Origin of the sequence: Roseibium sp. MMSF_3247 (genome assembly GCF_030733765.1) — a bacterium.
In the GTDB taxonomy this organism is placed as follows: domain Bacteria; phylum Pseudomonadota; class Alphaproteobacteria; order Rhizobiales; family Stappiaceae; genus Roseibium.
Genome location: NZ_JASHII010000009.1, coordinates 1 through 24,830 on the forward strand (window position 1 = coordinate 1; position 24,830 = coordinate 24,830).

Here is a 24,830-nt window from a genome sequence, read left to right on the forward strand (position 1 = left end):
CAATATCAATAATAATATCACAGCTCATAATATTATTTGGCGTGTATTTTAATACTATAATATATTGGAGATTATTTTCGATTTATTATCTAATTTACTTAGGATTTGAATTTGAGACGTAATAAGTGAGATGCCGTGAGTCCTGCAAATAATGTTCTCGATCTGCAACCGTCGAGCAAATTCAATTTCAGTTCCTTGATACTGATCCACAAGACATAAAATCGGGAAAGTTTTTAAGTAATTCCAACGGCTTTCCAAAATCTTGCATTCACTGGCGGTCACATTCGAAAAATCGATTAGTATGATATCCGTTCCATTTAGATTTATAGGATTGGCGGCCTCGGGCCGCATATAATTTACAGGAAAGAACACGCTTAAGAACTGGCATGTTGCCAAATTTTCCAATTTGTCGCAGTGGATAATTGTTAATTTCATCAATGAAATCCCTGCTTTAATTCAACCCTAAATAATAATATCAAGATATGAAATATTCATTAATTGGCTGATTTTTTATATTTTGAATAGCAATATTGATTCCAGGGTCTCGCCAAAGTTTGAGGAAATAAATCGACCTGACGCCTGATATTTACGTACTTGTTCTTTGCGACATTTTTGGTGAACATAGACCTGACGTTGTGTTTATGTCTGAACGGCCCTTCATGCTGCTTCAAGTTGGCGGTTGCTTCGACGATCATGGGAGGGAGCTTCTTGATGGCGTTGAAGAACCGGCTATAAAGCAGAACAGATCCGTTAACTTGTGTTTGCAACCAAGCATGTCGTCTATGACATGGTAAGATAATCTATCGGCTCTGTGTTGATCTACTGTCCTCTAGCGACCCACGATCACCTGCTTGGGGCCACCATAATCCAGCTGTGTAGCGATGTGCTTCGTCAAAAGGCAAGATTGTCCGTACTTCGGACCTTCGTCCTCTCCGCAGCAAATAATTGCTCTCCGCCCCAAAAGTGAATTGGAACTCTCGGCCCGAAGCGGACATTGGTTGGAACCGCAGAAGAGGTCCGTTCTGAGCCCGAAGTGTGAGTAGTCGCTTCCGGCCCAGCGCAGCCGAAAGCAGGGGTGTCAATCAATGGCAGCTCGGCGTTCCCTAATCGACGGTCGGCCAAGCGTCGAGATGAAATGGATAGTGGCCAATTATATTAGACCACCCGCGTTCAACACAGATGTCAAAGGGCGCACGATCAAACCACAAGACACCAGCACCCCCGTTGGGATCAGCGCAATTCGTAAAGGGTCTGGCTTTGAAGGTATTTCAGAGCCGCGGCGCGACAGACTCGAACAGGGGAAAGTATCTAGAATGGCGGGCATGTGGCCCAAGCCCTTTATGGCCATCCGCTTAAGTGCATGGATTGTAGCGGGTTTCGCCTTGCTCCAGCCAACTGCTGTCTCCGTCCCTGTAGTCCAGGACTTTAGAGCCATCTTCGCCGAGCAATGCCACCACAAAACCGCTTAGTTGTTTTGAATTACCGGAATAGCTGTTTGCCGTCATTGCGCGGATCTGCGTACCATCGGACGAGACAAGCGCATCCCATTCTCCGTCAGCACGCTCAAGGATGTGATAGGCAATTTGTCCAGGCTGGTTGTCAGGGCTGCAAAAGATACCGAAATCCTCCGTTTTCTGAAACATAACGACGAACCACTCAGGTGGGGGAGGACTACAGCCTTACCGGGCCGGCTCCAGCTTGTTGAGCGCAACAGTTGAGCGCAGGCCGGCCGCGACCGCATGATGGAGCGAGTGGGCAAAGGACCGCCCGGCAAACAGCCGGTAGCGATGTCCGCTCTCCAGGCAAATGAGAAAACAGCCGACATGCTCGATAACGGTGCGGACTGCCGTGCCCTGTTTGAGGTCATGAACATCCACGTTGACCAGACGCTCAAAGACACCTGCAAGGTCCGGCCCTTCCACATCCAGGCAGACCCAGCCGTCATTTTGTTCGCTGACAGAGACCTGTCCCCCAAGCTTGTCCTGCAACTGGCTTGCCAGCAGCTCGTTGCCGTCAAGCGATGCGCACACCATCCATTGATCGGGGCTCATCCAGAAAGCGGCGAATTCATCGCCGGCTGCATAGGAGCCAGGCCCCGGCGCAGCGAAGCCCAACACCTGGTCTACGGCGGATCGGACAGCCCGTGCATCGCCCGTGCGCAGTGCAAGCGAGGCCAAGGCAAAGCCGGTGTTTTCTTCCAGCCGGAACGGGCCGATTTCCGTCGCTCCGGCCGCCGTGCCGCCAAGGGCGGGGCTTGCTTTCAATTGAAACTCAGGCACGCAGGCGCTCCCCTTCCGGATCGATAAAATGCGGGCTGACGACTTTTGCCTTGTGCGTCGTGCCCTCAATCGGGTTGGCGATCTCGATTTCCTCGCCAAACCGTTGATCTCCCTTTAGAAGATATCCAAGGGCTATCGATTTTTCCAGGTGCGGCGAATAGGCCGCAGAGGTGATCCAGCCCTGATCATTGCTGGCTTGATGCGGCTTGCCCCTTTCAAACAGATGGCCTCCAGCCGGCAGATCCACATCTGCCTCCACTGCCTCCAGGCCGACCAGACGCCAGCCATCTGCATCGCTCAGCGCCTCTCGCCGGGACAGGACCGCACCGATGCTGTCTTTCTTGGTCGAGACCATCCGGCCCATGCCCAAATGGGCTGCGGATGTCTGTCCGTTCAGCTCGTTGCCCGCCGCATGCCCCTTTTCGATCCTGAGAACACCGAGGGCTTCCGTGCCATAGGGCGTGACATTGAAGTCCTTGCCGGCCGTCATGAGGGCACGCATCAGGTTGTCGCCATACCGGGCCGGAACAGCCAGTTCATAGGCCAACTCCCCAGAAAAGGAAATCCGGAACAGGCGCGCGCGCACCCCGCCACAAATGGTGATTTCGCCGCATGCCATGAACCGGAACCCCTCGCTCGACAGATCGAACTCCGGGTCCACGATTTTCTGCAGCAGTGCCCGCGAGTTGGGGCCTGCCACCGCATATTGCGCCCAGGCCTCCGTGGTTGAAATCAGCTGAACATCCAGATCCGGACACAGGCACTGGCGCACGAACTCCATATGCCGGTAAACACCAACCGCGTTGGCGGTCGTGGTGGTAACGACAAAATGGTCTTCGGCCAAGCGTGCCGCCGTTCCATCATCCATGGCCATGCCGTCCTCGCGCAGCATCAAGCCATACCGAACCTTGCCGACCGGCAGTTTAGCAAACCCGTTGCAATAGACCTTATTGAGAAATTGCGCCGCATCCGCGCCCTGAACATCGACCTTGCCGAGGGTCGTCACGTCGCAAACCCCAACGGACTTGCGAACCGCCAGAACTTCCCGGTCAACGCTCTGGCGCCAATGGGTTTCCCCCTCGCGCGGGAACCACTGCGCCCGCAGCCACATCCCGACTTCCACGAAGACCGCGCCCTGTTCCTCGGCCCACCGATGGCTGGGCGTATGGCGGACCGGGCGGAAATCCTCGTCGCGCGACCGGCCGGCGAAGGCGGCGATGGGCACCGGTGTGTATGGCGGACGGAAGATCGTCGTGCCGGTGTCCTGAATGGACTTGCCGGTGAGTTCCGCCATGACGGCCAGTCCGCCCAGATTAGACAGCTTGCCCTGATCGGTCGCCATGCCAAGCGTGGTGTAGCGTTTCAGGTGTTCGACGGACTTGTAACCTTCCTGATGCGCCAGCCTGACATCCTTGATCGTCACGTCGTTCTGGAAATCGAGCCACGCCCGGCCCTTGCCTTCGCCCGTGTGCCAAAACGCGGAAACAGCCACCGGGCTGTCTTCGCCAACCGGGAGAGGAAACGGGGCTGCCTGGAACCCGGTGGCCGAAAGTGCCTTGGCCGCCTTTTCTGCTGCATCGGCAAAGGCACCGTGTGTCGACAGCCGCCCATTTGCGGCGCCGGCAACGCTCATGCCGACCGGCAATGAAGGTCCGGGAACGAACGCAACAATGTCGTCCTGCCAGACGGGTCGCCCCCGCTGATGGCTGGTCAGCGACACGGCCGGGTTCCAGCCGCCGGAAACGCCAAGCGCACCGCAGGAGATCTGCCGCAAGCTGCCGTCGGCCAGACGGACCTGAATTTCCTTCAGCCCCAGACGTCCGCCGGTATCCACGACCCTGGCACCGGCCAGAAGTTCATAATCGCCGGTCCTGGGCGCATCCGGCCTGACGTCAACGACCGCTACCACGTCCACGCCCTTGGCCAGCATGTCCCGCGCGGTCCGGTGGCCGTCGTCATTGTTGGTGAAGACGGCGATCCTGGTGCCGGCCGCGGCTGCCCAGCGGTTGACATAGGCCCGCATGGCCCCGGCCAGCATGATGCCCGGACGGTCGTTGTTTTCAAAGGCGATCGGCCGTTCCGTCGCACCGGCACACAACACCGCCTGTCTGGAATGAATCCGCCACAGGATCTGGCGCGGCAAATCCGGATCCGGATTACCAAGGTGCTCGGAGACCCGTTCCAAGGCACCGTAAACGCCGTGATCAAAGGCGCCGTAGACCGTTGTCCGCGACAGAATGCGCACGTTCCTGGACGCGCGTAGTTCCTCCAGTGCCGCGGCCAGCCACTCACCGGCCGGTTTGCCATTCACCTCCATGTTTTCCAATGTCAGGCGGCCGCCCGGTTCGAAGTCCTCATCCGCGAGGACGACACGGGCACCGGACCTGGCTCCGGTCAGAGCCGCGGCCAAACCGGCCGGTCCTGCGCCAATCACCAGAAGATCGCAATGCAGGAAGCCTTTGTCATAAGTATCGGGATCTGCCTCCATGGACAGCGCGCCGAGGCCCGCGGCCCGCCGGATGACCGGCTCGTAGACCTTTTCCCAGAAGGCCTTGGGCCACATGAAGGTCTTGTAGTAGAAGCCGGCGGTCAGAAAACTAGAAAACGCATCATTGATGCCCATGCCATCAAAGCGGAGCGACGGCCAGCGGTTCTGGCTGACCGCCGTCAACCCGTCAAATAGCTCCGCAACCGTTGCCCGTGTGTTGGGATCGCGGTGGGCCCCGGACCGCACCTCGAACAGTGCGTTCGGCTCTTCCGACCCCGAGGCGACGATCCCGCGTGGGCGGTGATACTTGAAGCTTCGGCCCATCAGCCGGACGTTGTTCGCCAGAAGCGCGGACGCCAGTGTATCACCCTTGAAACCCGAAAAATTCCGGCCATCGAACGTGAAGGTCAAAGGGCTGGACCGGTCGATCAGTCCGCCAGACAGGCGGTTCAACTGGCTCATTTGGCGATTCCCCCGGCTCTGGCAACATCACGGGCCAGCTCGGCCTTGAGGATTTCGTGGGTCGTGGTGTCCCGGGTGACCACCAGCCAGGACCGGTCGCCTTGTTCATGGAACCACAGTTCCCGGTGGATGCCTGCCGGGTTGCCCCGCAAGTATTGATAGTCGCAGAACTCGCGGGCCGCGTTATCACCTTGCCAGTCCGGCCGGTTCAGCAGCGAGGCATCTCCAAGATAGACGAACTCCTGGGCGTCTCTCGGCCCCAAAATCGGGTGCGGAATGATCATCTTTTTCGTCTCGCCCTCAGTGCAGGTTCGGCTGGGCACCGGCGCCCCGCTCGTCGATCATCAGCCCCTTTTCGAAACGGTCGAACCGGTAGGCGATCGCCGTGTCGTGGGGCCTGTCATTTGCAAGAAGGTGGGCAAAGACCATGCCCGATGCCGGTGTTGCCTTGAAGCCGCCATAGCACCAGCCGCCGTTGAAATAGAGGCCGTCGACAGGCGTACGGTCGATGATGGGCGAACCGTCCATGGACATGTCCATGATGCCGCCCCACATGCGCAACAGCCGCGCCCGGCCAATCATCGGCATCAAGGCCATACCGCCCTCGCACACGTCCTCGACCACCGGCAGATTGCCGCGCTGCGCATAGCTGTTGTAGCCGTCAATATCGCCGCCGAAGACCAGCCCGCCCTTGTCCGACTGGCTGACATAAAAGTGGCCGGCGCCAAAGGTGATGACCCCCGGCAAGACCGGCTTCAGCCCCTCTGAGACGAAGGCTTGCAAGACGTGGCTTTCAATGGGCAAGCGCATGCCCGCAAAGGACATGACCTTGCTGGACGATCCGGCAACCGCAACGCCGACCTTTCCGGCCCCGATGTAGCCGCGGGACGTTTCAACGCCGCGCATCTTGCCGTTCTCGATCCTGAAGCCGGTCACTTCGCAGTTCTGGATGATGTCCACGCCATGGCGGTCGGCCGAGCGGGCATAGCCCCAGGCCACCGCATCGTGACGCACGGTCCCGCCGCGCCGGTGCATCAAGGCTCCTTTGATGGGAAAACGCGCATGGTCGAAATTCAGGAACGGCGCCTCTCGCCGAACCCCCTCCCGGTCCAGGAGTTCGGCATCGGAGCCGTGCAGGATCATCGAATTACCGCGGCGGCGGAATGCATCGCGCTGCGCATCGGTGTGGATCAGGTTCATGATTCCGCGCTGGCTAACCATGGCATTGTAGTTGAGATCCTGCTCCAGACCTTCCCACAACCTTAGGGAATGCTCGTAGAATGGCTCGTTGCCCGGAAGCAGATAGTTGGCGCGGATGATCGTGGTGTTCCGACCGACGTTTCCGCCGCCGATCCACCCCTTTTCCAGAACCGCGATGCTGGATTTCCGATACACCTTGGCCAGATAGTGTGCCGTTGCCAGGCCATGTCCGCCGCCGCCCACGATAACAAAGTCATAATGGGGCTGCGGCTCGGGGTCCCGCCAAGCGACCTTCCACCCCTTGTGCCCCGTCAGAGCCTCCTTGATCAGCCTGAAGCCTGAATATGTCACGATCACCTCGCCAGATTTCGTGACATGAGTTTGCCGGACTACACAAATCAGTCTTCTCTATTCTTGCCGTATTGTTTTCCAATTACGCCATTGATATTGAGAAGGCATGACCCAAGATCCCGAGTTGAAGGCTGCCAAAGGCAACGACCTACGCAGAATCGGTTTTTTCTTTATCGACGGTTTCGCCATGATGTCGGCGTCCTCCGCTGTCGAACCGCTGCGCGCTGCAAATCTATTAAGCGGGAAACAGCTGTACGATGTGAAGTTCTTCTCCAAAGGCGGCGGGCAAGCCATCTCTTCCTGTGGCGCAATGTTCGAGACCGAACCTTTGAAAAACGCCGCTAACCGGATCGACATCCTCTTTGTGGTTGCCGGCGGCAATCCAATGAGCTTTGACGACGAAGAGGTGATCGAACGTCTCAGACGGTTTGGCGTCCATGGATTGCCTCTGGGTGGGATTTCCAGCGGCGCGGTTCTCTTGGCCAAGGCCGGCACACTTCGCAACCGCCGTTTCACGGTACATTGGGAACACTTTGAGGAGTTGAGAACGCTTTCCGGCGACTTTCTGATTGAACGCCGGCTGTTTGTCATGGACCGGGACCGTTACACCTGCGCGGGCGGTGTTGCGCCGCTGGACATGATGCACGCCTTGATCCGGTCGAGCCACGGTGCGGAATTGGCGTGCGCGGTCAGCGACTGGTTTATTCACACCGGCATCCGCGCCGCCAACGCGCCGCAAAAATCCGGTTATGCCGGACACGATAAGCAGCTCCATCCAAAGGTTCTCACGGCCCTTGAACTCATGGAAAACCACCTTGCCGATCCGTTGAGCCTTAATCAGATCGCGATGCTGTCGGGTATTGGGCCCCGTCAATTGCAACGCCGGTTTGATGAGGACTTCGGCAAGGGGGTCATGCAATGTTATATGGACCTGAGGCTTCAGAAAGCCGATGAACTGGTCCACAAGACCAGATTGCCGCTCATGGAAGTTGCAATGACAACCGGTTTCGTCAACCAAGGTCATTTTGCCAAGTCCTACCGCTCCAAGTTCGCTCTGTCCCCGTCAGAAAGGCGCAATAAACAAACCGGATAGGGAACACCTCTGTCCCGGGCCGCTTTACGCCGCTCACGAACTCGTTCGCCTTGCCGAAGTATTCCATGGAACCGTCAGGTCGGCGTGATCGTGCTGTGCACCGGGCCCAAGGTTTACCTGTTTTTGTCGGCCGACTCCTAGGACGCTTCGTTTCTGCCGGCAGTCGAAGCATCGGTCCGCAACATCGCCTCACCCACCGCCCGTTCACGCTCCTGAAATTTCAGAAAAACTGAAATTAGAATAAATTGTTTCGAATTGTATGAAGTTTAGGCCTGACCTAAGCTTTTTACAGTTCGGTTTGCGCCCGAGAGCACAAGAAAGAAATCAGGCGAGGCAAGCGGACATCCAAAGGGAGTAAGACATGAACAATACCATTAAACTCTTGGCTGGCCTTGCGACCGGCTTTGCACTGACAACTGCAACTGCGGCCCAAGCCGAATGCGGCGACGTGTCGATCACCGAAATGAACTGGGCCTCGTCACAGATCATCACCGAGGTCTCGAAGTTCTTGATGGAACAGGGTTACGGCTGCACGGTCGAGAAAGTGCCGTCCGCAACGACCACCTCGGTGGCATCACTGGCCGAGAACGGCGAACCCGACATCGTCACTGAGCTGTGGCTCAACTCGACCGGCGACGTCTATGCAAAGCTCGAAGCCGATGGCAAGGTCTCCCGGTTGGCCGACGTGTTCGATCCCGGTGGGGTCGAAGGATGGTGGATCCCCAGCTACCTGGCCGAAAAGCATCCCGAGCTGTCTACGATCGAAGGCGTGATGGCCAATCCGGAGCTTGTCGGGGGACGCTTCAACAACTGCCCCGATGGCTGGGGCTGCCGGATCGTCAATGACAACCTGATCAACGCGCTCGGTATGCGCAATAGCATGGAAGTCTTCGACCACGGTTCGGGTGAAACCCTCGCGACCTCGATCGCGGCGGCTTACGAAAACCAAGAACCGTGGTTCGGATATTATTACGGTCCCACCGCGGTGCTCGGCAAATATGCGATGACCAAGGTCGCGATCGGCGCCGTTGATGCCGACATTCACGCCAGCAACCAGAACAAAGACACCGCGAATCCGGGCGTTTCGGATTTCCCGCCGGCGCCGGTCCTTACCGTTGCGACCGCTGCTCTGACCGAGAAAGAGCCAGAGATTGCCGCCCTCATGGGCAAAGTCAGTTTCCAGACGGGGCTCTTGAGCTCGGTGCTCGCCTGGCAGGAAGAAAACAGCGCTTCGGCTGAGGAAGCTGCCGTGTACTTCCTGACCAACCATTCGGGTGTCTGGTCGCAATGGGTCAACGACGCTGCACGCGAAAAACTCGCGGCCTTCATTAAATGATCTCAGAGCGCCGCCGCTGACGATTTGTGCGGCGGCGCTTCCTACTCCGATTATCTATGTTAGCGGGGCGGGACCGGCCCGTTGTCGTTGGGGGGTACTTCGTCATGGCCACATATGATTTCGTTTTTGACGGCCTCGGGTTGCGAGACTGGTGCGACACTGGAAATACCGGTAATGCAACGATGTCGATGGCGGACCTGCTTGCGCAAAGCGGCGCCCGCGAGGAAAGCTCTATCTGGAACCTTCCATTCCCCTCGCTCGACGAATTGAACAAAGCTTGTGCGCCGATCGTGCAAACGCGCGATGTCACCAAGGGCGTTGAAAACGGCTTCCTTGCGATGAAGGACGCGTTGCGCTTCGTCCTCGACCCGCTTACGCAGCCGCTCAGCTGGATCCTGGAATCAACGCTCGCGCTGTTCGAGGTCACACCATGGTGGATCATGCTGCCGCTCCTGATGGTGGTGGTCTACTTCGCGTCAAAGTCGATGCGGCTGGTGGCCTTCGTCATCGCCTGCCTAGCGTTCCTGGCGTTTATCGATCATTACGATTACGCGATGCAGACCCTAGCGATCATTTTCGTCTGTGCTTTCCTTTGCGTTCTGTTGGGGGTCCCCATCGGCATTGCGATGTCACGCAGCGACAGGCTGCAACGCATGACGATCCCTGTGCTTGACATGCTCCAGACGCTACCGCCATTTGTCTATCTCATCCCGTTGATCTTCTTGTTCTCGGTCACTGAACCGAAGCTTTACGGCATCGCCATCATCCTATACGCGATCGTGCCGGTAATCCGTCTGACCGACCTCGGCATTAGGCTCGTCGACAAGGACGTGATCGAGGCCGCAGACTCCTTCGGAATGACCAGCCGACAGAAGCTGTTCGGCGTGCAGATCCCGCTGGCGCTGCCCAACATTATGGCGGGCGTGAACCAGACCATTATGATGAGCCTCGCCATGGTAGTCATCGCATCGCTGGTTTCGGCGCCAGGGCTGGGCGTGCTCGTGCTTCGCGGTATCCGCAACCTCGAGCTTGGCGTTGGTCTGATCTCGGGCCTTGGCATCGTGCTCCTGGCCATCATTCTCGACCGCGTCACCAAGGCGGCGCTCGACCGCGTGAACGCGGCACAGAAGCACTGAGGGGCGCGGCGACATGAGCGACAAGATCAAGATTTCGATCCGCAATCTCTACAAGATCTTCGGTGCCAATCCAGAGGACGCGCTGAACCGCGTGTATGGTGGTACCACCAAGTCGGAGCTTTTGGAACAGAATGGCCATGTGCTCGGCCTGAGAGACATCAACGTCGATATGCGCGAAGGCGAGATCACGGTGATCATGGGCTTGTCCGGCTCGGGCAAGTCGACCCTCATCCGCCATCTCAACCGGCTGATCGAACCCACCGCGGGTGAGATCGATATCGATGGCGAGGACGTCTTAGCCTATGGCGAGGAGAAGCTCCGCCAGCTCCGCCGCGAGGCCATGTCGATGGTGTTCCAGAAATTCGCGCTCCTGCCGCACCGAACGGTGGTTGACAACGCCGGCACCACACTCCAGGTCCGCGGCGTGCCTAAGCAGGAGTTCGTGGTCGAAGCCCAGAAATGGCTCCAACGGGTCGGTCTCCAGGGGTTCGGCGACCACTATCCACATCAGCTTTCCGGCGGGATGCAGCAGCGTGTCGGCATCGCACGCGCGCTGACCTCCAACTCGCCGATCATGCTGATGGATGAAGCCTTTTCGGCACTCGACCCGCTGATCCGCACCGATATGCAGGACCTTCTGCTCGAGCTTCAGACCGAGCTGCACAAGACAATTGTGTTCATCACCCACGATCTCGACGAGGCGCTGAAGCTGGCCGATCACCTTGTCATTCTGAAGGATGGCTCCATTGTTCAGCAAGGCGAACCGCAGCATATCCTGCTGAACCCCAACGACCCTTACATCGAAGACTTCGTCAGCGACATCAACCGCGCCCGTGTGCTCAAGGTGCGCTCGATCATGACGCCGCTCGACGGCAATCCGGTGCCGCCGGGAGCCCACGGGGAAGTCGACTACGACAACACCCTCGAAAGCATGATTGCCCAGTCTGGTGGCGACACATCGCATTCCTATATCGTGATGAAGGACGGCGCAGCGGTGGGAACGCTCGACATGACCGAGCTCGTGCGCGCCTTAGTGCCGCGTATGGCCTCGGAAGCTGGCGCGAGGAAGTACTGAAGCGCAGGCCTACTTGACGACGAAAAGCAAACCCGGCCATCTAATGATGGCCCGGGTTTCGTTTGGTTTGAACTCACCGCGCCCGCGTTTGCGGCGCCTGCCGGTCAGGTTTCGAGGATCGCCTCGATCCTGTCGAGTGTGGCCAGGTTGACGCCAACCGCGTGTGCGCGGGCCTGCATCCGCTTCGCCGCGCGCCCATCACCGGGCAGGTGCGCGCCTTCTTGATCCCGAATCGCGGCAACGAGATCCGTCATACGGGCGGCGAAGTCTCCTCCCGAAGTGGCGGCTGGGTCAATTGCGAGGAAGAACTGCCCGGTCTTCGGAGGACCACCGACGGCTCCGGAGAAGGGCGAGGCATTAATGCCGAGGGTTGCCCCGGTCATCGCAGCAGCCATCATCTCGACCATCAGCGCGACGCCGACCCCCTTGTAACCACCCGACGGCGCCATCGAACCTTTCAGGCCCACGTTGGGATCAGTAGTCGGGTTGCCGTCTGCATCGAGAGCCCAACCCACTGGGATCGGTCGGCCCTCGCGAGCGTGTTTCATCACCTCGCTCTTTGCAATGGTACTGGCGCTCTGATCGATCAACACGGCCGGTTCGCCGTCAGTGCCGGGGGCTGCGATGGAAAACGGATTGGTGCCGACCACAGGTTTCGACCCGCCCGACGGCGCGATCGAAGCCGGTGCGTTGGTGAAGCCGATCCCGAGCAGCCCGGCACTGGCGAGGCGCGCGGTGTGGTAGCCAAGTACGCCGCAATTGTAGCTGTTCCGGATCGCCAGCGCCGCTATGCCAAGCTCGCACGCTCGCGGGATCAAGGCCTCGAAGCCGATGTCGATTGCCGGATGCGCAAACCCGGTCGCGGCATTGACCGAGATCACCCCGGCTCGTGGCTGAGTGAGTATCGGCACCGCCTTGCCATCGACCTTGCCGCACTGAACATGCTCGCAATAGATCGGGATATAGGCCAGCCCATGGCTTGCTACCCCGTCGGCCTCGGTCGCCGCGGTTGCAACAGCAAGAGGCCGGGCATTTTCCTCCGAGGTCCCTGCGGCGACCAGCGCACGAAAGGCGAGATCCTCGATTTCAGCAAGTGTCAGAGATTGCGTGTCGCTCATGACATCCTCGGTTCAGTCGTTGTCGGAAATGCCTGCACCGGCACCCGACAGGCGGGAGGTGTCGGTCGCAGGCGCATAAGTTCGATGTGCAAAACGTTCGAGAATGGCGCGGCTATTCTCGTTCGGCCGCGCTCGCTTTGAATGAGATTGCACTGAAGGAGCTTCGAATACCTGCTGAAACCCGATCGAAACGGTTGCGACAGTCACGTTTGTCTCGCCCACAACTCGGAACGTTTCACCGTCCGTGGCGATTTGGGCGCCCTCCCATGATAGCACCAGAGATTTCTTGAGATGTCGTGCGAACGATGCTGCAAACGGCGCCAGCAGGATTGGCCGCCTGACGTTTTCGATCCGCAAAGCGTTATTGCTCAAGGCCTCTGCACGATCAGACAGAGCACAGCCGGTCGCAACCGGACAAAGCCAGTCGCCCCGCGAAATCCACGACAAACCAAGCACGGGTGCGCTGTCCGCATAGCCGTTGCCGTCTCTTGCGGCCAGGAGTTCGGCCAGTTCCCGACAACCGTCGATGTCGCGTGCGCACAGCCAACGGGTAGCCATGGCGGCTTCTTCCGCCAGGCCCCAAGAGTAACCGGCTCCACGTGCCGCTTTTTTGGCCAGAGCCTCGACCTCGTTCAAAGACAGCGTCATGGAGCACTTTCCGGGTAAACCCACTGGTCGGCGTTTTCCTCTGAAAGTTCCTCGGGATAGGGCGCACCAGCAAACATGCATATCCGCACCCACCGGTCCGAGCGCGGATCAAAATGGGTCGCACCAAAGAACGAAAGTTTTGCGCGCAGCATATCGATCGGCAAAACATCCACGGCGATAGTGTTGTCACGGATCTCACCATACGGTGCGTATCGGCTGAGCTGTGCGCGGCGCACGGTATGCCGGTGTTCCGGGTGTTGCAGCAGAAAGTCTGCGACGGTTTGTTCCGTGTCCCAGTCTGCCAATGTGCAATAGGCCGCGGCTGCGTCCCGGGCGGGGGCAAGCGGTTGTTCATAGGGTTCTATTGGCTCCTCGAACCGTTCACCCAATCGTGGCTCAAGCTTCTCTTCAGAAACGTACCAGGCCCGCGCGCAGTTCACCTGTGCGTTCCAGTCCAGATCGAGCGCCCAACTGAAATTGTCTTCGATCAGCTCACGCAGGTCCGCCACGTGCATGCTTCCATCGATCCGGAACGTCTCATCTCGGTCGTCGGCCATGCAATCTGCCAACCCGTCAACAAGTGCTGCGTGGGGCTCAAGAATTAGCGAGGCGAGCAATTCCTCACCCTCTTCGCTCAACGTGCGTTCTGCCCAGTCCATGAGACGGTTCCAGGGGTAGGGCTGATTGAAGTCGCAATCCGCGATCTCAGCGTTCAGCACTGTCAGGTCCCGGTACAGCCGGCTGAGCTTTTCGATCTGTATTTCGTGCTCGGAGCGCCAATTCCGTAGAGACATCTCCGCCCGTTTGAGGATGGCCCGGAAATCACGAACTTCTTCTTCACGTGCCCGCTTCACCGCGCGTACACGGGCAATTGCCTCCTCGCGGACCATAATCCAGTTGTTGAACAGCACAGGGTGGTTCACGATATAGGGTGCCATTCCGAGCCCGGTGGAATTGCCAATCCCCAACTGGCGGGCAATTGACGGATCGAGCGTGACGGACTTTACACCCCCCTTCGCATGCGCCATGTGCTGCACGAGATCGCGCACGAAAGTCCGTGTGAGATAGACCGACAGCATCTCGGCTTGGAAGGGCACATGCATTTCTGGCCGTGCTGCAATATTTGCACGATCTGCTGCGCCGAATTTTCCTGAGCCATAGACGGCGGTGGTGCGCATCAGGTATCCGACATCGGCTATTCTCTCGGTTTCAGGCTGGCGCCCTGCGGCAAGCGCGTCGACGACATGTTCCCAGAGCCGGACAGAGCGGTTGGCCCGCGAGAGCGAAAGTTCGGTTTCGCTAACGCGACCCGCCTCCTGAAGCGGAACGTTCGCCGCCAGACGGTCAAGGTCAGAGTCGGTTGGCACCCCATCAAACAAGGTGAAGGTCGCGTCCCATGCCTCTGCAATGACTCGGTCCGACCGCTTCTCGGCAGGCAGATCGTGTGCAAAGGCGACAAGCGAATAGGTGCGCTCTGGCCCCGTCGCAGAATAGACCGCGCGACCCACGCCGTTTTCGTCGATTTCAAAGACTGTGCGCGAGAATGACCAGCGGTCACGGGCCATTTGTCTCGTAAGAATGCGCATGAAACTCAAGCGGCACTGATGCAGCGACCCAAGCCGTTTCAAGCGCATGACACGCGCTGGGTCACGCCGTGCGATGGTCAGGGCCTCGGTCAAGCGCTGTCCTCCGGCCCGAAATTCTCGCGGAAGAAACGATACCAGTTTCCGCCCATGATACCCGCGATTTCGTCCGCATTCAGGCCGGTCGCGCCAAGTCCTTCTTCGATTTTCCCGAAGTCGCGGTTGTCCTGGAACCAGTTGGGCATGGGCGGAAACCCGGCATTGCTGGGCGATCCTTCCCCGTAATCCGTTGTCTTGGTCCAGCGCCCCATGCGCATCCACTCGACCACGCTGTCGGGCTGATCCTGGCAAAGATCGCTGCCGATCCCGAGGTGCTCTGCACCGTAGCGCTCGGCGCTACGTGCTACCATTTCGCAGAAACTTTCCAGCGTGCAGGCCGTGCTGTTCTTCAGGTGATGTGGGTAAAGCGAAAATCCGAGCATTCCACCGTTCTCCGTGACCGCGCTTATCACCTTGTCGCGCTTGTTCCGCAGCGCCGGGTGCCAGTCGTGCGGGTTGGCATGTGTGATGGCAATCGGGCGAGTAGAGTGCTCGGCAGCCTCGATGGTCGAACGGTCCCCGGAATGGCTCATGTCCACCACTAGGCCAACCCGGTTCATCTCGGCGATCACCTCCCGGCCCATCCGTGTCAGGCCAGCATCGTAGTCCTCGTAACACCCGGTCGCCAGCAGCGATTGGTTGTTATAGGTTAGCTGCATGAAGCGGGCCCCGAGGCTGTGGAGGATTTCGACCAGGCCGATGTCATCTTCCATCGGCGACGGGTTCTGGAAGCCGAAGAAGATGGCAGTGCGTCCACTCTCGCGGGCGCGGTCGATGTCAGAGGCCCATTGACCCTTAACAATTAGGTCGGGGTATTGCTCGAACCACCGGTTCCACTGTTCGAAGTTTAGCACCGTCTCGCGGAAGGTCTCGTGATAGGCGATGGTGGCGTGCACCGCATCGACGCCGCCTTCCCGCAATTGGCGGAAGATCTTCTCCGACCAATTGGCATATTGCAGGCCGTCGATGCGCATCAGACCGGGCTGCCCGCGCTGATGTATGCGGTTTTGACGGTGGTATAGAACTCGGCTGCCGCCTTACCCTGTTCACGCGGCCCGTAGGAGCTGTCACCGCGCCCGCCGAACGGAACATGGTAGTCCGTGCCCGCAGTCGGAAGATTAACCGTGACGACACCCGTCCGGGCATTTCGCCGGAAGTGCGTTGCCCGGGCTAAATCACGCGTGACGATGCCGGAAGTGAGGCCGAAATTGGTATCGTTCACGGTGGCCAATGCTTCGTCATAGCTGCCGACCCTGATGACGCTGGTCAACGGCGCGAACATCTCCTCCCGATTGATGCGCATGTTATTCGTCGTGTTCAGGAAGACGCCCGGGGACATGTAATAGCCTTTGTGCGGCCGTTCGAGCCGGGATCCGCCGCAGGCAAGCTCCGCCCCTTCGGACCTGCCAAGTTCGACGTAGGCCAGATTTTCCTGAAGCTGATCGTCACTAACCACCGGCCCCATCTGTGTCCCTTCTTCGAGTGCGTGACCCACTTTCATCGCTTTTGCGCCCGCAATCAGCTGGTCTACGAAGGCATCGTGTATCGCGTCATGGACGATCAGACGGGAAGAGGCGGTGCATTTCTGACCCGAGCCTCCGAATGCACCGCCAAGCGCGAGGGTGACGGCAAGATCAAGATCGGCGTCCTCCATAACCGCGAGCGCGTTCTTTGACCCCATCTCCATCTGCACCTTTGTCAAGTTCTGGATGGCAGACGTAGCAATACTTTTGCCGACTGGTACGGAGCCGGTGAACGAAATAGCATCGACAACCTGGCTTTCTACCAGTTTTTGACCGACGGTTCGGCCAGATCCCATAACAAGGGAGAAGAGCCCTTTTGGAATATCCTGTTTTGCAATGATTTCGGTCAGGGCGACAGCGGATGCCGGGGTGACATTGGCAGGTTTCCAAACCACGGCATTGCCGTAACACAGAGCCGGAGCGATCTTCCACGATGCCGTGGCGGTTGGGAAATTCCAAGGCGAAATGACCGCCACAACGCCGACAGGCTCCCGGCGGACGTCAATTTCCACACCGGCACGGACGCTGTCGGCATTTTCGCCGATCTGCCGCAGGCATTCCGCCGCGTAGTAGGTGAAGAATTGCCCGGCGCGATAGACTTCACCCTTACCTTCGGCCAGCGGCTTGCCTTCCTCGCGGCTGAGCAGCGTGCCAAGCTCTTCGGCCCGCGCCATCAGCTCGTTGCCGATGTTCATCAACACCGCCTGCTTGCGCTCCAGCCCATAAGCGACCCATTCGCGCTGCGCCTGTTTGGCTTGCGCAAGCGCCGCTTCCAGATCGCCTTGACTTGCCTGGGTGAAGATGCCTACCAGATCGCTCAGATCCGATGGGTTGCGGTTCTCGATCTCGCTCTCGCCCGCGACCCACGCACCGGCGATGAAATTCAATTTGGTTTGCGTCATTCCCCAACCTCGGACTGGTTTTCTCGGCAGAATGTATTGCCATCTGGACATCAGTCAAACTAAAATTATTGAAAATAATTTCAGGGAGATTGAAGTGTGGCAATAAAGATCGAAATGCTGCGATGTTTCACCACGGTTGCCGAGATCGGCAATCTCGCTGAAGCCGCCACCCGGCTCGGCCGCACCCAGTCCGCAATCTCGATGACGCTCAAACAGCTCGAGGAAATTCTCGGTGACAGGTTGTTCGAAAGCGACCGGAAAAACCGCCTGACCACGCTCGGTGAGCAGGTTTTCGAGCTCGCGCGCTCCCAGCTCAAACAGTTCGATTACACGCTCGAAGCTATCGAGACCTGCGCGAGATCGCCGGAGGGACTGCTGCGGATCGCGTCGATCCCGTCGGTTGCTGCGCAGGTCTTTCCCGCTGCGATCGAAGTGCTGACCGGCCGCCACGACAACCTCAGCATCGAATTACGTGACACCAATACGCAACAAGTGATCGATGCACTGGTTCGCGGCCAGGCGGACGTTGGGATAGTTTCCGGCCAGCACCGGATCAACGGGATTAGCGAGGTCCGGCTGTTTGCTGATCGTTTCGGGTTGCTCTGCGCCGCAGATCACCCGCTCGCCCGGCAGAAAGCGACACCAACCATCGCGGAGGTGATCTCCGGGGCCTTCATCCGCAACGACCTGATCAGCATGATCGAAACTCCGGCTTTCCGCGAGGGTATTAAGGGATCGCGCGTTTCGGTCCAGAACACGATGTCTCTCATCGCCATGGTTCGCACCGGCCAGTGGGTAACGATCCTGCCACAATCCGTCACACAGTTCATGAGCCCCGACCTCGCCTTTCGGGAATTGGCAGACCTGCCCGACAGGCGCCAGGTCTCGCTGCTCATGCCTGAAAAGGCGCTGTTTCCCCAATTTGCCGAGGAGTTGAGGGATTTCCTGCGCGATTTTGATTGGAACCGGTCAATCAGCTGCGGAGACCGGCGGCCGGATTTGATCTTTGACTGACAATAGCAGCCAGTTAGGTGCATCCGGCGGCGTCTTTACTCATCTATTGGTTCCACGCCAGGGGCGTTCCTGCTCGTGCGGCTCACACCCGGCGGCTCGGAAACAGAAACCAGATTTGGGAGGTGTTCTGAAACGCTGCGTGGCTCGTAATTGAGATCGATCGGCGCAGCATAAATCACGGAAACCGCATCGCAGTCCAACCACGCAACGCCGTGGCGCAGATCGGATTCGAGCGGCGTTTTCGGCCCCAACGATTATGGAGATCACCAGGCAACAATCATTGTCGTGAAAAAAGCCGGCATCTCTTGGCGCTCATGCCGCCAATCCGAACGGTCAATTGCTACTGTTTTCCCTGTCATAGGCAAGTTTGGACGTTTTCCCGCGAAATGGCATTCGAATAGATGCTCTTCATGGCGCGCTATCGCAAATTCCCGGTCACACATGCTGGGCATGCACTGGCCATTTTGTCGTCAATTGAAACAGGGCACGATGCGCGGCGAACAGACGGTTTTGGTTTCCGCGAGTTTAACGTGACAATTGCATGCTTCGGGGAAATCGAGCCGCGCCCCCGCGAGTTGTTTTTAGGATTTGGTCGCTAAGCGCAGATAAATCTCGCGGCATCTGCATCAGGGAGCTTTGTCCGCAGTCCGGACCTCTGTGCATAACGCGGCGAATTCACAGTTACCGCCCTTCTTCAACATTGGGCGTTCGGCTCGTCTCGATCTGAGCAGCCGTTCAGAAATGGCACTTCCATCGCAAAGAAAAGCTCCAATCAGACCTTGGTCGAGAAACACCCGTCAACGGTGGCACTGACGCATGTGACGGACTTGTTTGCGTGCATACGTTACACGACGCCGAGCGCGGCCGACCCTAAAGCTAGCTGGCTTCGGTGCAGTCTTTATTTTTTCAATCCGATGTAGAAGTGATGGCCGCTCACGCTGTCCTCAGCGATGCCGAAATTACAGCGGCTGCGACGGCCGACACTGAGAACATTCCAAAAACCCGCGTGTCAGAAACGTGCCACAATAGGCGGAATATCCTGCTTTGTTCTGCCATTTGCTGCAGGACGCCGATTTTGGTCGCGTGCAATTTCTCTATGATTTCAAGTGATTTAATGGTGCTGCCGGAGAGATTTGAACTCTCGACCTCTCCCTTACCAAGGGAGTGCTCTACCCCTGAGCTACGGCAGCATCGTTTGGGGACCAGTTTCTGGTCAACCCAGCGTCGGCAAAACAAGTGTTTTGGGACGTAAGTGCTGGCCCCGAGCAGCGTGGCCGCCCGGAATGAGGGGGCTTTTGCCATAAGCGGTCCAGGGACGCAAGCGCCGTTTGCGATTTTTTTCAGTCTATCTGGAAGAGCGGAGGATCCACTGTTTGGTTTTCATCGGCAATGCCGCCGATCCGTTCAGATTTCCTTGGTTGCGGGGCTGTGGATATTTCAGGCAAGAGTTCCTTTCCTGTGGGAACAAGTCAGGATAGGTGTCCTTTGTATAAAGCCCTTGAAGGGCGGCTGATCCCAATGCCTTTGACCTGGCGTGCGGACCCTTGATAGGTTGCGATCCTCTTTTAATGCACAAGCCAAGCCATGAGTGAAAAAGACAAGCCAAGCCAGGATGTTGCGAAACAGGAAACCGGGGCCAGCGCAGCTTCAAAACCAGGCGGTGCAAAGACGCCACCTCAAAGCCGCGAGGACCGGCTAGCCGAAGCCCTGCGTGCAAATTTGCGGCGGCGGAAATCGGCTGCGCGCAAATCCAAGGCGGATTAAACCTGCCGATCCTTAGCGAGACCTTGCGCCATCGGCGAGACTGCGCCAATGGCCTGCCTTGCAAGGGCCATAAGTTGCGTGTAGATCGCACGTTCTAGATTAAAAAATTCTTGGGAACGCCGCGGCTTTGCGGCTTGGGTTCGGGGAAAAACATGGACAGCATCAAAGTCACCGGCGGCGCGGAGCTGAACGGCATCATTCCGATTTCCGGCGCCAAGAACGCCGCACTGCCCTTGATGATTGCGTCCCTGTTGACCGACGAAACCCTGACGCTGTCGAACGTGCCGCGCTTGCGCGACGTCGCCCAACTGATGCAGATCCTCTCCAATCACGGTGTTGATTATTCGGTCAATGGCAAGCGGAACGGTCAGGACGATCTGGCCGGGCAGACATTGAACCTGACAGCCCGTGAGATCGTGGACACGACGGCGCCTTATGAGCTTGTGTCCAAGATGCGGGCCAGCTTCTGGGTTGTTGGCCCGTTGGTTGCCCGGATGCACGAAGCTCGCGTTTCACTGCCGGGCGGCTGTGCGATCGGCACGCGGCCGGTGGACTTCTTTATCCAGGGCCTGGAAGCCCTCGGTGCGGATATTGAAATCGAAGGCGGTTATGTCGTTGTGAAGGCACCGGGCGGTTTGACCGGCGGACGGGTTGAATTCCCGCGTGTTTCGGTCGGCGCGACCCACACCATCATGATGGCGGCGACCTTGGCCAAGGGCGAAACCGAAATCGTCAATGCCGCCCGTGAACCGGAAGTGGTTGATTTGGCCCGCTGCCTGAAGGCGATGGGGGCCAAGATCGAAGGCGAGGGGACCTCGACCATCCGCATTCAGGGCGTTCAGCGCCTGCATGGCGCGCACCATGCCGTCGTCCCGGACCGGATCGAAACCGGCACCTATGCCATGGCCGTTGCCATGACGGGCGGCGATGTGCTGCTGCAGGGCGCAAGGACCGACCTTTTGGAAAGTGCTTTGGATACGCTTCGCCAGACCGGTGCTGAAATCACCGCGACCGATGAAGGTCTGAAGGTCTATCGCAACGGCAACGGAATTCAGCCGGCCGATGTCACGACAGAACCGTTCCCGGGCTTCCCGACCGATCTTCAGGCCCAGTTCATGGCCCTGATGACCAAGGCCGGCGGCAAGAGCCGGATCACCGAAACCATTTTCGAAAACCGCTTCATGCACGTTCAGGAGCTCGCCCGACTTGGCGCCCAGATCGCGATTGATGGCCGCACGGCCACTGTCGAGGGCGTCTCCACCCTGCGCGGTGCGCCGGTGATGGCAACAGACCTTCGCGCGTCCGTGTCGCTTGTGATTGCCGGACTGGCAGCGGAAGGCGAAACCACCGTCAGCCGGGTCTATCACCTCGATCGCGGCTTTGAGCGCCTGGAAGACAAGCTCACCCGCTGCGGCGCCCAAATCCAGCGGATTTCCGGGTAGGACGTACCGGAACAGACAGACACCCCGGCTGCGCCGCCGTCCCGGCCAGGAGCGGGCCGCGCCACCTTTGGCAAACGCGGGAGGGAATGAGGCATGGCTTGGCTTGTGGCTATGGTGAATGAAGAATTTGGGTTGGAAGAAAAATGGGGCCCCGAAGGGCCGCGTCGCATAGGAAGCCTATCCCACTCTGATCCAAGGTTCACAGAACGTGATGTTCCTGTTCGTGTAACGCTTGACAGAGATGTTTCCGATTGCGCTCGGTTTGTACTATCTCTAGGCGGCGGTGAGTGGATCGTGTCCCAACGGTTCAAGGATCTCGTCGAAAGCGTTGAGCCAGGGGTTCATAATTTCCTTCCTACTGAGTTGATCTTTTCCAAAGGGGCTCCGGCAAAAGAGCCCTACTATTTCCTGCAACACGGGCAGGATTTTGATTCCGTTATTCTGAATAGATCTCGTTACAAGGAGATCGAGAAATACGATGGTGGCAAAGCATTCATTCTGAAACGCGATAATCACTCAATTGTAATGGACAGATCTCACACACAGAGCATCCACTTATGGAAAGAGAAAAAAGCGAGTTATCGCGACTTTTTCTGTCGGATGAGCTATTCGGAAAAATCAAAGAACTGGGCTATCGCGACTGTTTTCAGCCGCTGATTTGCGACGAGGTATTTTTATGAGCACTGTTGTTCTTGCGCCTGTTTGATGAAGCAATTTGGGTTGCGGCTCGCTGACGGCCAAACTCAGCGCATAGCTTATCCTACTCAGCCGCCGTCCGGCTGATGACGCGCCCGCGGGAGGTGAAAGATGGGCCCGGAGTTCCGGGCCCGGTCACCATGACCGCTTCGGTCAAGGGGCTTAAGGCGCCCTGGTCTGCCGACCATTCCACGAGGAAATTCGCGCCGACACCGCCGGTGGTGTCGTTGCTGGGGACTAGAAAACTGGCCGAGCCCAGCGGTTCCAGGCGCAGCGGTGCATCCAAGATGCTTTTCAGGAGCTTGCCGTCTTCACCGTGGTAATCGACTTTGGTTACGGTTAGCGGGGTCTGCGGATCGACATTGTGAACAGTCAGTGTTGCGGCCAGGAGCTCTGACCGGTCCGGAAAGGAAAAAATCCTGGAGTAGGCCGGCACATAAATTGTTTCTGCGAAGGCTTTTGTCAGATCATCGGCCAAAGCTGTGGGCGCCGGTGATGCGTTTAGCATCAATGCGAGGGCAAAAAGTCTTGTGCTGAAGCGCATGGTGCAACTGTTCCTATCTGTCTTCGGAAACTTTTGCAGGAATGGTCAAGAATGAGAAGAGCTGATCTTCTGCGCTTGTTCCATCTGAAATGCTCGTTCGAGCATTTCAACGGCCAATTCCCGTCTGTCCCTGACTGAAACGACGGTTCCTTTGTTGCCATTCTAAAAAATCCCGGCTAGGTCATCAGCCTTGGAGTTGGCGCGGAGAACCCTACATGAGTGCCGCGACACCACGACAAACGGACACTTGTTTGAGCACCATGGATCAATTGAAACTTGCCGCTTTGGATGAGGAAGACCTGCAGGTTCTTTCCGCCCATGTTCAGGACGCCGTGATCACCATTGCGGATATCCGGTATCTGCCAAAGGAAAAAAGGGCCGTGTTCGTCATGAACCGGTTCGTCTGGGACAAGAAGGCCGACAAGCGAAGCAAGGAACATGAGCGCCGCCGGTCAGCATTTGCGGTCTCGCGTGTGACCGGCATGAAATCCCAGAAAATTCAGCAGGACGCCAAGGACGTTGTACTGGAATTGCTGGCGGTTACGTTTAAGCCGGCAGAAGACGCGCCGGCCGGTCAGATTGAGCTCGCCTTTTCCGGAGGATCCAGCATCCAACTGGACGTAGAGTGCATCGAGGCCCAATTGTCTGATCTGGGGGCTGCCTGGTCGACACCAAACCTGCCGCAGCACGACCTTACCTGAACAAAAAAGATTTGCTGGCGCTTTGAGCGCCAATCGAGATGGAGAGTTGCGTGGTCCAACGCCTCACGAATACCAGCGCTGATTTTGAAGCCCGTTTCGCCGAACTTCTGGCTGGCAAGCGGGAAGCGTCGGAAGATGTCGATCAGATCGTCCGGGATATTCTTGAAGATGTTCGAAAGCGCGGCGATCAGGCCGTTCTGGAATACACCGCGAAATTCGACCGCCTGAATGCCGTTAAAATGACGGACCTCAGGGTCACGCAAGCGCAGATCGACGCGGCGGTTGCTGAAGTGCCGGCAGAAACACTGGACGCTCTGCAGTTGGCGCATGACAGGATTTTTTCGCACCACAAACGTCAGCTCCCGGCAGATGATCGCTACACCGATCCGATCGGCGTTGAGCTTGGCTCCCGCTGGACGGCGGTCGAGGCGGTTGGGGTGTATGTGCCGGGCGGATTGGCAAGTTATCCAAGTTCTGTCCTGATGAATGTCGTTCCGGCCAAGGTGGCTGGTGTTGAGCGCATTGTCATGGTCGTGCCGAGCCCGGATGATGTGCTGAACCCGCTTGTTCTGGCAGCCGCCAAAATCGCTGGGGTTTCCGAAATCTACCGCATTGGCGGTGCGCAGGCCGTCGCAGCCCTGGCCTTTGGCACGGAGACCATCCAGCCGGTTGCCAAGATTGTCGGGCCGGGCAATGCGTTTGTCGCCGCCGCCAAGCGCCGCGTGTTCGGCACGGTTGGCATCGACATGATCGCTGGTCCGTCCGAAGTTCTGGTGATTGCCGACAAGGACAGCAACCCGGACTGGATTGCTGCCGATTTGCTGGCCCAGGCTGAACACGATCCAGTCGCCCAATCTATTTTGATTACGGATGATGCAGCGCTCGCAGACCACGTTGCGGGTGCGGTTGAGCGCCAGCTGAAGACGTTGCCGCGCGAAGAGGTTGCCCGTGCCAGCTGGCAGGATTTTGGCGCGATCATCCTGGTCGACAGCCTCGACAACGCGATGCCGCTCGCGAATCGCCTCGCGCCGGAGCACCTGGAACTTGCCGTTGAAGATCCGGAGCAGCTTTTGGACAAGGTGCGCAATGCGGGCGCTGTGTTCATGGGCCATCATACGCCGGAAGCGATCGGTGATTATGTAGGCGGGTCCAATCACGTGTTGCCAACAGCAAGATCGGCCCGGTTTTCCTCTGGTTTGTCGGTGCTGGAGTTCGTCAAACGCACGTCAATTCTCAAGTGCAACGCAGAAAACTTGCGTGCGCTTGGTCCTGCCGCTATCGCTCTAGGTGAAGCGGAGGGCTTGTCGGCGCATGCGCGGTCTGTTTCCATCAGACTGAACATGTAGGCAGGGTGTTCTGAGAAAGGCTTTGACAGC

22 protein-coding genes and 1 tRNA gene are annotated in these 24,830 nt (G+C 58.1%); 11 read left to right on the forward strand and 12 right to left on the reverse strand.

Translation table 11 applies throughout. The features are described from left to right. Positions 1–1,352 precede the first annotated feature (1,352 nt). From RBB44_RS22570 to RBB44_RS22590, 5 genes are read right to left on the reverse strand one after another with little or no spacing between them, the layout of a single operon-like run. Positions 1,353–1,643, reverse strand: a complete 291-nt coding sequence (locus tag RBB44_RS22570; RefSeq protein WP_306150268.1) for a hypothetical protein — start codon at positions 1,641–1,643, stop codon at positions 1,353–1,355. A gap of 36 nt (positions 1,644–1,679) precedes the next feature. Next, on the reverse strand, positions 1,680–2,279 hold the full coding sequence (locus RBB44_RS22575) for a sarcosine oxidase subunit gamma (RefSeq protein WP_306150269.1): 600 nt from the start codon (positions 2,277–2,279) through the stop codon (positions 1,680–1,682). Beyond that, a complete protein-coding gene (locus RBB44_RS22580; protein ID WP_306150270.1) occupies positions 2,272–5,229 on the reverse strand; it encodes a sarcosine oxidase subunit alpha family protein in 2,958 nt (985 codons plus the stop codon). The genes RBB44_RS22575 and RBB44_RS22580 overlap by 8 nt, the downstream gene beginning before the upstream one ends. Next, positions 5,226–5,513 carry a sarcosine oxidase subunit delta gene (locus tag RBB44_RS22585; protein ID WP_306150271.1) on the reverse strand — a complete coding sequence of 96 codons (288 nt, stop codon included), beginning with the start codon at positions 5,511–5,513 and terminating at the stop codon, positions 5,226–5,228. The genes RBB44_RS22580 and RBB44_RS22585 overlap by 4 nt, the downstream gene beginning before the upstream one ends. Before the next feature lie 16 nt (positions 5,514–5,529). Further along, positions 5,530–6,780: a sarcosine oxidase subunit beta family protein gene (locus tag RBB44_RS22590; RefSeq protein ID WP_306150272.1), complete on the reverse strand. Its 1,251-nt coding sequence runs from the start codon at positions 6,778–6,780 to the stop codon at positions 5,530–5,532. A gap of 106 nt (positions 6,781–6,886) precedes the next feature. On the opposite strand from RBB44_RS22590, the gene RBB44_RS22595 reads away from it, so the two are divergent. From RBB44_RS22595 to RBB44_RS22610, 4 genes are all read left to right on the forward strand, one after another. After that, a complete protein-coding gene (locus tag RBB44_RS22595; protein WP_306150273.1) occupies positions 6,887–7,873 on the forward strand; it encodes a GlxA family transcriptional regulator in 987 nt (328 codons plus the stop codon). Positions 7,874–8,234: 361 nt separating this feature from the next. Then, the gene (locus RBB44_RS22600; protein WP_306150274.1) at positions 8,235–9,209 is read left to right on the forward strand and encodes an ABC transporter substrate-binding protein; all 975 of its coding nucleotides are present in this window, start codon (positions 8,235–8,237) and stop codon (positions 9,207–9,209) included. Positions 9,210–9,313: 104 nt separating this feature from the next. Further along, positions 9,314–10,345 (forward strand): proline/glycine betaine ABC transporter permease, encoded by a 1,032-nt coding sequence (locus tag RBB44_RS22605; protein WP_306150275.1) that lies wholly within the window; start codon positions 9,314–9,316, stop codon positions 10,343–10,345. 13 nt (positions 10,346–10,358) lie between these two features. After that, positions 10,359–11,420 (forward strand): glycine betaine/L-proline ABC transporter ATP-binding protein, encoded by a 1,062-nt coding sequence (locus tag RBB44_RS22610; protein ID WP_306150276.1) that lies wholly within the window; start codon positions 10,359–10,361, stop codon positions 11,418–11,420. Between the two features lie 104 nt (positions 11,421–11,524). Here the strand turns inward: RBB44_RS22610 and RBB44_RS22615 are convergent, their stop codons facing one another. The 5 genes from RBB44_RS22615 to RBB44_RS22635 are packed head-to-tail and all read right to left on the reverse strand — an operon-like array spanning position 11,525 to position 17,293. After that, a complete protein-coding gene (locus tag RBB44_RS22615) occupies positions 11,525–12,538 on the reverse strand; it encodes an Ldh family oxidoreductase (protein ID WP_306150277.1) in 1,014 nt (337 codons plus the stop codon). 12 nt (positions 12,539–12,550) lie between these two features. Further along, positions 12,551–13,186, reverse strand: a complete 636-nt coding sequence (locus RBB44_RS22620; RefSeq protein WP_306150278.1) for a DUF3726 domain-containing protein — start codon at positions 13,184–13,186, stop codon at positions 12,551–12,553. Next, complete coding sequence (locus RBB44_RS22625; protein ID WP_306150279.1) at positions 13,183–14,865, reverse strand: hypothetical protein; 1,683 nt, start codon at positions 14,863–14,865, stop codon at positions 13,183–13,185. Before RBB44_RS22625 ends, RBB44_RS22620 begins: the two co-directional genes overlap by 4 nt. Further along, positions 14,862–15,842 carry a membrane dipeptidase gene (locus RBB44_RS22630; protein WP_306150280.1) on the reverse strand — a complete coding sequence of 327 codons (981 nt, stop codon included), beginning with the start codon at positions 15,840–15,842 and terminating at the stop codon, positions 14,862–14,864. Before RBB44_RS22630 ends, RBB44_RS22625 begins: the two co-directional genes overlap by 4 nt. After that, positions 15,842–17,293 (reverse strand): aldehyde dehydrogenase family protein, encoded by a 1,452-nt coding sequence (locus tag RBB44_RS22635; protein WP_306150281.1) that lies wholly within the window; start codon positions 17,291–17,293, stop codon positions 15,842–15,844. Before RBB44_RS22635 ends, RBB44_RS22630 begins: the two co-directional genes overlap by 1 nt. Before the next feature lie 96 nt (positions 17,294–17,389). Here RBB44_RS22635 and RBB44_RS22640 point away from each other — a divergent pair, with 96 nt between their 5' ends. Further along, the gene (locus tag RBB44_RS22640; RefSeq protein WP_306150282.1) at positions 17,390–18,307 is read left to right on the forward strand and encodes a LysR family transcriptional regulator; all 918 of its coding nucleotides are present in this window, start codon (positions 17,390–17,392) and stop codon (positions 18,305–18,307) included. 410 nt (positions 18,308–18,717) lie between these two features. Then, positions 18,718–18,906, forward strand: a complete 189-nt coding sequence (locus tag RBB44_RS22645) for a hypothetical protein (RefSeq protein ID WP_306150283.1) — start codon at positions 18,718–18,720, stop codon at positions 18,904–18,906. Between the two features lie 516 nt (positions 18,907–19,422). Here the strand turns inward: RBB44_RS22645 and RBB44_RS22650 are convergent. Beyond that, a tRNA-Thr gene (locus tag RBB44_RS22650) sits at positions 19,423–19,497 on the reverse strand. 394 nt (positions 19,498–19,891) lie between these two features. Between RBB44_RS22650 and RBB44_RS22655 the strand changes: the two genes are divergently transcribed. The 3 genes from RBB44_RS22655 (at position 19,892) to RBB44_RS22665 (ending at position 22,170) form a co-directional block, all read left to right on the forward strand. Then, on the forward strand, positions 19,892–20,071 hold the full coding sequence (locus RBB44_RS22655) for a hypothetical protein (protein WP_306150284.1): 180 nt from the start codon (positions 19,892–19,894) through the stop codon (positions 20,069–20,071). A gap of 152 nt (positions 20,072–20,223) precedes the next feature. After that, positions 20,224–21,513 (forward strand): UDP-N-acetylglucosamine 1-carboxyvinyltransferase, encoded by a 1,290-nt coding sequence (gene murA, locus RBB44_RS22660; protein WP_306150285.1) that lies wholly within the window; start codon positions 20,224–20,226, stop codon positions 21,511–21,513. A 93-nt stretch (positions 21,514–21,606) separates the two neighbouring features. After that, a complete protein-coding gene (locus RBB44_RS22665; protein WP_306150286.1) occupies positions 21,607–22,170 on the forward strand; it encodes an imm11 family protein in 564 nt (187 codons plus the stop codon). A 103-nt stretch (positions 22,171–22,273) separates the two neighbouring features. Here RBB44_RS22665 and RBB44_RS22670 read toward each other — a convergent pair whose 3' ends face one another. Continuing rightward, complete coding sequence (locus RBB44_RS22670) at positions 22,274–22,753, reverse strand: DUF3124 domain-containing protein (RefSeq protein WP_306150287.1); 480 nt, start codon at positions 22,751–22,753, stop codon at positions 22,274–22,276. A gap of 260 nt (positions 22,754–23,013) precedes the next feature. On the opposite strand from RBB44_RS22670, the gene RBB44_RS22675 reads away from it, so the two are divergent. Both RBB44_RS22675 and hisD read left to right on the forward strand, forming a co-directional pair. Beyond that, positions 23,014–23,454 carry a DUF2948 family protein gene (locus tag RBB44_RS22675; protein WP_133953042.1) on the forward strand — a complete coding sequence of 147 codons (441 nt, stop codon included), beginning with the start codon at positions 23,014–23,016 and terminating at the stop codon, positions 23,452–23,454. Positions 23,455–23,492: 38 nt separating this feature from the next. After that, positions 23,493–24,800, forward strand: a complete 1,308-nt coding sequence (hisD, locus tag RBB44_RS22680) for a histidinol dehydrogenase (protein ID WP_306150288.1) — start codon at positions 23,493–23,495, stop codon at positions 24,798–24,800. Positions 24,801–24,830: the final 30 nt, after the last annotated feature.

Excerpts from the sequence above, each read along its gene's own strand:
- RBB44_RS22570 (WP_306150268.1), bottom strand. The coding sequence starts at position 1,643 with ATGTTTCAGAAAACGGAGGATTTCGGTATCTTTTGCAGCCCTGACAAC.
- RBB44_RS22580 (WP_306150270.1), bottom strand. The coding sequence starts at position 5,229 with ATGAGCCAGTTGAACCGCCTGTCTGGCGGACTGATCGACCGGTCCAGC.
- RBB44_RS22585 (WP_306150271.1), bottom strand. The coding sequence starts at position 5,513 with ATGATCATTCCGCACCCGATTTTGGGGCCGAGAGACGCCCAGGAGTTC.
- RBB44_RS22595 (WP_306150273.1), top strand. The coding sequence starts at position 6,887 with ATGACCCAAGATCCCGAGTTGAAGGCTGCCAAAGGCAACGACCTACGC.
- RBB44_RS22600 (WP_306150274.1), top strand. The coding sequence starts at position 8,235 with ATGAACAATACCATTAAACTCTTGGCTGGCCTTGCGACCGGCTTTGCA.
- RBB44_RS22605 (WP_306150275.1), top strand. The coding sequence starts at position 9,314 with ATGGCCACATATGATTTCGTTTTTGACGGCCTCGGGTTGCGAGACTGG.
- RBB44_RS22610 (WP_306150276.1), top strand. The coding sequence starts at position 10,359 with ATGAGCGACAAGATCAAGATTTCGATCCGCAATCTCTACAAGATCTTC.
- RBB44_RS22615 (WP_306150277.1), bottom strand. The coding sequence starts at position 12,538 with ATGAGCGACACGCAATCTCTGACACTTGCTGAAATCGAGGATCTCGCC.
- RBB44_RS22620 (WP_306150278.1), bottom strand. The coding sequence starts at position 13,186 with ATGACGCTGTCTTTGAACGAGGTCGAGGCTCTGGCCAAAAAAGCGGCA.
- RBB44_RS22630 (WP_306150280.1), bottom strand. The coding sequence starts at position 15,842 with ATGCGCATCGACGGCCTGCAATATGCCAATTGGTCGGAGAAGATCTTC.
- RBB44_RS22635 (WP_306150281.1), bottom strand. The coding sequence starts at position 17,293 with ATGACGCAAACCAAATTGAATTTCATCGCCGGTGCGTGGGTCGCGGGC.
- RBB44_RS22645 (WP_306150283.1), top strand. The coding sequence starts at position 18,718 with ATGGCGCGCTATCGCAAATTCCCGGTCACACATGCTGGGCATGCACTG.
- RBB44_RS22655 (WP_306150284.1), top strand. The coding sequence starts at position 19,892 with ATGAGTGAAAAAGACAAGCCAAGCCAGGATGTTGCGAAACAGGAAACC.
- murA (WP_306150285.1), top strand. The coding sequence starts at position 20,224 with ATGGACAGCATCAAAGTCACCGGCGGCGCGGAGCTGAACGGCATCATT.
- RBB44_RS22665 (WP_306150286.1), top strand. The coding sequence starts at position 21,607 with ATGGCTTGGCTTGTGGCTATGGTGAATGAAGAATTTGGGTTGGAAGAA.
- RBB44_RS22670 (WP_306150287.1), bottom strand. The coding sequence starts at position 22,753 with ATGCGCTTCAGCACAAGACTTTTTGCCCTCGCATTGATGCTAAACGCA.
- RBB44_RS22675 (WP_133953042.1), top strand. The coding sequence starts at position 23,014 with ATGGATCAATTGAAACTTGCCGCTTTGGATGAGGAAGACCTGCAGGTT.
- hisD (WP_306150288.1), top strand. The coding sequence starts at position 23,493 with ATGGAGAGTTGCGTGGTCCAACGCCTCACGAATACCAGCGCTGATTTT.